Genomic DNA, 6,404 nt, shown 5'->3' with positions numbered 1-6,404 from the left:
AGGTACCTGCTTGAACAGCAAATAATGGAGCTCAGAGATGCCCTAGAGAAAGCACTAGATCCTAAAATGCGGCAGCTGCTGCAAGAGAGGCTCATGCTTTTGACCCAGCTTAAGATGCAATTGCAGACCATGGAGAGGCGGCAGGGTGCGGACCACCACATGTTTTTCATGATGCTGGTTGCGCACACTCTCGCTGGGGCGTCGTTAGATCTTCAGAGATATGCGCCTTCGATCAGCGCTTCAGAGAACTATGCCACCATGCACAGGAGGTTAGAGCGCCTTTTCGATGTTGATAGCATCGTGCACGATGGAATCAAAAGGGAAATTGGTCACATCGCTGCAGAGTTGACCATGCAGCATGGTGTGTATCATGCGTTTGCTGCGGATCGGCACGCTACTGACGGCCTTCTCGCGGGGTTAATGGGGACGGCGGGGACTAGGGAGCTTGATGTCTCGACCATGGGCAGGCTTTTCATCAACGCTAACCACGGTCTTAGCACTCACGGGCACATGCATGGACATATGCATGGACATATGCATGGAGTACACGGGGTACCCGAAGGAGGAATAATCGCCAGGCTCGCCACATTTATTGGCTTGATGATTCAAAATGTTGCCATGAGGCTCGTTATGACCGCGCGTGATGCCTTGGCGGGGACCGTTGATGCCTCAATGGCCAGGGCCAACGCGTGGAATGCCGATGTTAACCGCAACGCAGTTAACGCAGCCATATTCAAGGCGGCCAGTGCCGTGGATAGCTTTGTACGCGATAGAGGGGGGTACGAATGGCAACGTGGTGTGGCTACAGAGCATGCCGCCTACTGCACCGGCTTAGATATGCGTGGTGCCCAAGAAGGGATGCGGGGAGGGCATCCTTACGCCGAGTATAATGTTAGGTGCGCGTTTGAATTCGCCCAGGATGCGGGGCAGTCGCTCCTAAAGGGCAGTATACTACTGGAGGATGTCACAGTGCAAAGGGTCATTGAGACCGGGCCGCAAATCCAGAGATGACGTAATCATGCGCGGGTTACCAAACCAGTGCCTAGTTTATTTGCCACGAGACACAGTCATTTAGCTGAGTGCGGTGTTATGTACACCCCCAAAAAGCCCCGGCAAAAGAATTCTCGCCCCGCCCCTTGCCTTAGAGCTGGCTAACGCTCGGCGCCTTGTGCTTGCAGGCAACAACCAGTAATTCCCACGCTGTTGAGCGCTGTTGATGAAGCACCGTTTTATAGTGAAATATTGAAGCAATGTTGCTTCAACGGTCACACCGAACTCCTTCACGAGCTCTTCTAGAGTTTGCATCTCTACGAATTCGCCCATAGCGTCCAGAGCAGCTTGAGCTTCGGTCTCAGCATCGATGGCAGAAGTTTTTGGTTTGACTGACAAGTAGCAACCTTACCAGGAATAGCCGCAGCCATGGCCGCATTTACGGCCGCTGCGCGGAGATCTCTCACAGCTTTTGGTTGTCACACTCATAGCACACACCATTTGGTTAAAAATCGCCCGTAGCCTGCCACGCGGGGGGTTGTGTCAAGAAAAAGTCGCTTTAAATAATGTAGTTGCGCCTTGAAAGCCTACTAATTAAGTGGGGTAACTTCCGCCACACATACTGGTGTTGTAAGCGTGATGGCCAGATATGCAATTATGTAAATGCACATTTCGCTAGTCGCGCGACTGCGGGGCTGGTTGGTTGACAAGCGTTGCAGTTTTTACTACGCTACTCGGTAGTTTGTTGCTGGTCAGTATGGAAAACAAGCCCGATTGGTTGAGGGTGCGGATGCCGGGCGGTGCGGTCTTTGATGAGGTTACCGAACTCGTGCGTCGCTACGAGCTCAATACAGTCTGCGAGGAAGCTGCGTGTCCTAATATAGGTGAGTGTTGGAACAAACGCCACGCTACCATCATGATAATGGGTTCCGTGTGTACAAGGGCGTGCGCATTCTGTAACGTGAAGGTTGGTGTGCCGAACGCTCTCGATCCTGATGAGCCTGAGAGGGTCGGCGCTGCGATCAGTAAGCTTGGCCTAAAACACGTGGTAATAACTTCTGTGGATAGGGACGACCTTCCAGATGGGGGGGCGAGCCACTTCGCTAAGTGCGTTCGGGAGATAAGAAAGCGTGATAGCTCTGTAACGGTGGAGATTCTCACTCCGGACTTTCTAGGTAAGCCGTGCGCGATTGATATTATCGCCTCTGCGCGCCCAGATGTTTATAACCACAACTTGGAAACCGTACCCAGGTTGTATTCTAGAGTCAGGCCCAGGGCGAAGTATTTTAATTCGCTCAATCTGCTTAAGGAGGTAAAGGACAAAAGCCCTGGGGTATTTACCAAGTCTGGGTTTATGCTAGGGCTGGGGGAGTCTAAGGAAGAAGTGTACCAAGTTATGGATGACCTAAGGTGTGCTGGGGTGGACTTTATAGTGATGGGGCAGTATTTGCAGCCTACAAAGAACAACATTGAAGTACATCGCTATGTCCCCCCTTCGGAATTTGAGCAGTATAAACTCATGGCGTATGCAAAGGGGTTTTCCATGGTTGCTGCAAGTCCGCTTGCGCGGTCTTCCTACCACGCTGAGGATGACTTTCGAAAGCTTAAGGAGCTTAGGTTCGCACGCGCTAAAGTGAACGAATAGGGTTATTGTGCATTCGTAGCTCAGTCAGGATAGAGCGCTACCCTCCGGAGGTAGAGGTCGCAGGTTCGAGTCCTGCCGAGTGCGTGCCGTACCGCACATCCGTCCAGATTTGTAGTTATTGGTGCTATAGCTGTTACGGGGGCAGCATGGCTTTTGCAATGCACATGAACTCAGCCGGCGGTGTGCACGGAGCAGCGGTTTTGCGGATTGTACAGAGGACCACTAGAACGAAAAGTGATCAAATCGCTTTCTGATGAGATCGGCTATCATGTTCAAGATCAATAGTATGACAAGCAACGCCAGTATTGCAATTGCGGATATCTTAGTAAACTCAATGTTAGAGTTGTTTGCCCAGATGTATATTTGTACAGGTAAAACACTGGCAGGATCTAGAAATGTTCTGGGTAGATCAACCACAAATGCGACCATGCCTATCATGATCAATGGGGAAGACTCACCAATCATTCGCGCGACGCTTACCATGACTCCTTGTACTACGGTAGGTAGGGCAATTGGAAGCGAATGATGCATTATGACCTGCATCTCTGACGCTCCCAAGGCAAAAGCAGCCTGTTTTACAGATTCTGGTACCGCTGCAAAAGCCTGCCGGGTGCTTATAATCAAGTTGGGTAGTATCATGATTGATAAAGTCATGCCCCCGGCTAGAGCGGAGGATCTAGGAACCCCAAAGATGTTTAGGTAGACGATAAGACCGAGAACTCCGAAAATAATTGAGGGGACTGACGACAGGTTATTTATGCTAACCTCAATCATCGAGGCCAGCTTTCCCCTTTTCAGGAGTTCCTGCATGCATATCCCGCTCATTACACCCACCGGTATTGCCAAAGCCAGGCACACGATGATGGTCAGCAGGGAGCCTATGAGCGCACCCGTGATGCCCGCGCTTTCTGGGACCTTAGAGTGAGAATTGGTAAATAGTGCAGAATTAAAAACCTTTTATCCTGTTTTCAGCAACAAGTTTCCGCATTATCGCATCATACACCTCATTGCTGCCGGGTGTGCTGGATACAAAATCGCTCGAAGCGTTGAACCACACGCTAGCATTACTCAATGAGGTTCCCTTCTCAATTAGATGTGCAAAGTTATAATGGGCGGTCTCGCTGATTATGCTGTGCGCGATTCTTCTGGTTTCAGGGTTACTGAGGTCCACAGAATTTTGAACTATTTTTTCCAGCGCGCCCTGAATGTGCTGTATGCACACATCTCTAAACCCGCTGTCGCCCGGATCTATATGCTCAATTTGGTCAAAAGACAGCAAAATTTTTGTGGTTGTCAGCGCCTTGTACCCGTTGTTTACTATGCTGCACAATACCAAGACTAGCATTCCCACTGATATACCAAGGGCACCTAAGGACAGCACGGAGAGCAGCCTATCTTTTTTGCTTCTGATGAACACTCTTACACTAGTGCGGTGGTGTTTTAGTAGTTTTGTGAGATCTTTGTTCATAAATACAGCGCCGAAACTAAGCGTAGGCGAACTACCCCTACCGAGAAGCCAACCCAACAGGAGGCGTGCCAATGCTACATGCTTTGCAACACCATTACAAAGGATTTTATGTATGTACAAGCAAATGCGCCGGCCCACCACCGCTATCCGCATATAGTACGCTATACGCTTGCGTCCACCCCCAATGGCCTTGCGCCGCACTTGGGTGGCATGCATTTTTGGTGTTGCGCGCCATAGCTATAAGCGGGTGCGGCATACTGTATGCACTGTTTATTGTATTATTGTGATTTTTTGAGCTTAGGTGTTGAATCCGCTGCGCAGTTGGTATACATTTAGGGTTTGTTTTGCGATCGTAGTTATGTTTGAATTACCTAGCCTTCCGTACAGCAGTCTGGAGCCTTACATTTCAGACAAATTGCTAGACCGTCACTATAACGGGCACCATAAAACTTACGTTGATGTGCTTAACAAGCTGGTAGCAGGCACGGAGTTTGATGGGATGAACAATAGTGACTTAGAAGGTATTATTGTTAAAACCCACGGCTCCAGCGCTACTAGGGGGATTTTTAACAATGCAGCTCAGATTTGGAATCATGACTTTTACTGGAGGTCTATGAAGAAAGATGGGGGAGGGAACCCTCCGGCAAAACTGGCGAAAATGCTTAAGGAGAGTTTTGGCGGTGTGCAGGAGTTTGCTGATGCTTTTGCTGCCAGCGGCACCGGGCATTTCGGCAGTGGATGGGCATGGCTGCTTTATGATAGGGGTTCTAACAAACTGCAGGTTGTAAGCACTCCAAATGCAGATTCTCCTCTGTTGACTTCTGGGTATTACCCTCTGCTTACCATGGATGTTTGGGAGCATGCTTACTACCTTGACTATCTAAACGTTCGCAAGAAGTATGTTGATGTATTTCTTGAACACTTGATAAACTGGGATTTCGCATTACAGAGGCTTGAAACCGCGGGTGTGTGACAGGAACAGGGCTTCTTATACTAGTTAATCATTTTATAATTTTTTGTTGCTAGAGTCTGTGAAAAGTCACGTGTGCCTGTTTTCGGTGGGGTAATGTCGTCCGGTAGCGTAAAGACGGATCAGCTGTTTAAAGGGCTCACAAGGCCCACTATGCTTTTCGGTGTAAGCTATACATTTGCGATACTGAATTTCATGATCTCTATCATGCTTTTCATGTACAGCAACGACTTTAGAGTGTTGCTCGTTCTGGCCCCGGGCATGCACGCCATAGGCTTCGCTGCATCTGCGAAAGACCCGTTGTTCATGGATCTGTTTGTCATCAAAATGCAAAAGTGCAGCAAGTGTCTTAATCGTTTCTATCACAATGCCAATTCTTACGATGTGATGTAGCGGATGTTGAGACTCGGGAGAACTGCAGCAACTACTAAGAAGAGGGGGGTTGTTGAGAGGGAATGCCACGAGGCCCATTTTCTGCCTTACTTGGAACACTGGAATAGCACAACCCTTATAACCAAAGATGGTTGCATGCTGAAGGTTATCAAGCTGTCTGGCTACGCGTTTGAAACCGCGGATGATGAGGATTTATCTATACAAAACTCTATCAGAAACCAGACGCTCCGTAGCATGTCCTCATCTTCGTTTGGTCTATACTTTCACATCATAAGACGCAGGAAAGACGCGTTCTCTCATGGTTTTGCAAGAGGCAAGCTATCTAACGCCTTTGCTGATGCTGTGAATGTCCAGTGGCGCGAAAAACACATGACGAAGCCGTCATTTGCAAACGAGCTATACATAACGGTCGTCAGGGATGGGGGTAAGAAAAGCACCGAGCTGTTTGTGAACTTAATGAAAAAGTTCAGCAAGAAGGTGACCAGCGAAGCCTGGAAGAATGACATGCGTGCCATCTATGAGGACTTAGAAGAGGCGACAAACCGGGTGGTGACCAGCCTCCGTAACTATGCGCCCAGGGAGCTTGGTATCAGGCAAACGCCCTCGGGGGACTTTTCGGAGATTATGGAGTTTTTGCTCCAAATTGTAAATTGCGGCACGGTGCACAATGTTGCTATGCACCTCGGAGATATTTCCCGGCACTTGCCCATGCACAGATTGTATTTTGGCCACAAAGTGGTGCAAGTTGTTGGGCATGATGAGTCAAAATATGCGGGGCTGATAAGCTTAAAAGAATACGGCCAAACCACTTCTGCCGGAATGTTAGATGCGTTTTTGCAACTGCCATACGAGTTTATTATCACGCAGTCTTTAAGTTTACGAACAGACAAGCCGCAATAACCAAGATGCAGATTCAGCAAAATCGCATGATTCAATCT

General features: G+C 48.9%; 4 protein-coding genes, 1 tRNA gene and 3 pseudogenes. 6 read left to right on the top strand and 2 right to left on the bottom strand.

Translation table 11 applies throughout. From position 1 onward, the window contains the following. Window positions 1-1,011: pseudogene (locus tag GAC_RS02705) on the top strand (hypothetical protein); the annotation flags it as partial. Between the two features lie 60 nt (window positions 1,012-1,071). Here the strand turns inward: GAC_RS02705 and GAC_RS02700 are convergent. Continuing rightward, complete coding sequence (locus tag GAC_RS02700) at window positions 1,072-1,389, bottom strand: hypothetical protein (protein ID WP_035017987.1); 318 nt, start codon at window positions 1,387-1,389, stop codon at window positions 1,072-1,074. Between the two features lie 358 nt (window positions 1,390-1,747). Between GAC_RS02700 and lipA the strand changes: the two genes are divergently transcribed. Both lipA and GAC_RS02690 read left to right on the top strand, forming a co-directional pair. Beyond that, entirely contained in the window at window positions 1,748-2,635 is an 888-nt protein-coding gene (lipA, locus tag GAC_RS02695; RefSeq protein WP_029209728.1) for a lipoyl synthase, read from the top strand. Between the two features lie 9 nt (window positions 2,636-2,644). After that, window positions 2,645-2,719: transfer RNA gene (locus GAC_RS02690), tRNA-Arg, on the top strand. 138 nt (window positions 2,720-2,857) lie between these two features. Here GAC_RS02690 and pstA read toward each other — a convergent pair. Further along, a pseudogene (pstA, locus tag GAC_RS06200) lies at window positions 2,858-4,319 on the bottom strand (phosphate ABC transporter permease PstA). Window positions 4,320-4,461: 142 nt separating this feature from the next. Here pstA and GAC_RS02680 point away from each other — a divergent pair. The 3 genes and pseudogenes from GAC_RS02680 to GAC_RS02670 all read left to right on the top strand — a co-directional run. Beyond that, window positions 4,462-5,076 carry a superoxide dismutase gene (locus tag GAC_RS02680; RefSeq protein WP_010265022.1) on the top strand — a complete coding sequence of 205 codons (615 nt, stop codon included), beginning with the start codon at window positions 4,462-4,464 and terminating at the stop codon, window positions 5,074-5,076. A gap of 93 nt (window positions 5,077-5,169) precedes the next feature. Next, a complete protein-coding gene (locus tag GAC_RS02675) occupies window positions 5,170-5,466 on the top strand; it encodes a type IV secretion system protein VirB3 (protein WP_010265020.1) in 297 nt (98 codons plus the stop codon). 3 nt (window positions 5,467-5,469) lie between these two features. Then, a pseudogene (locus GAC_RS02670) lies at window positions 5,470-6,404 on the top strand (VirB4 family type IV secretion/conjugal transfer ATPase); the annotation flags it as partial.

It is taken from the genome of Anaplasma marginale str. Florida (assembly GCF_000215485.1).
Lineage (GTDB): Bacteria > Pseudomonadota > Alphaproteobacteria > Rickettsiales > Anaplasmataceae > Anaplasma > Anaplasma marginale.
The sequence above is the reverse complement of the archived record's forward strand: the minus strand, read 5'-3'. Positions and strand labels throughout refer to the sequence as shown.

Bases quoted from the DNA above. Each gene is read 5' to 3' on its own strand.
- lipA (WP_029209728.1), top strand. From the start codon at position 1,748: ATGGAAAACAAGCCCGATTGGTTGAGGGTGCGGATGCCGGGCGGTGCG.
- GAC_RS02680 (WP_010265022.1), top strand. From the start codon at position 4,462: ATGTTTGAATTACCTAGCCTTCCGTACAGCAGTCTGGAGCCTTACATT.
- GAC_RS02675 (WP_010265020.1), top strand. From the start codon at position 5,170: ATGTCGTCCGGTAGCGTAAAGACGGATCAGCTGTTTAAAGGGCTCACA.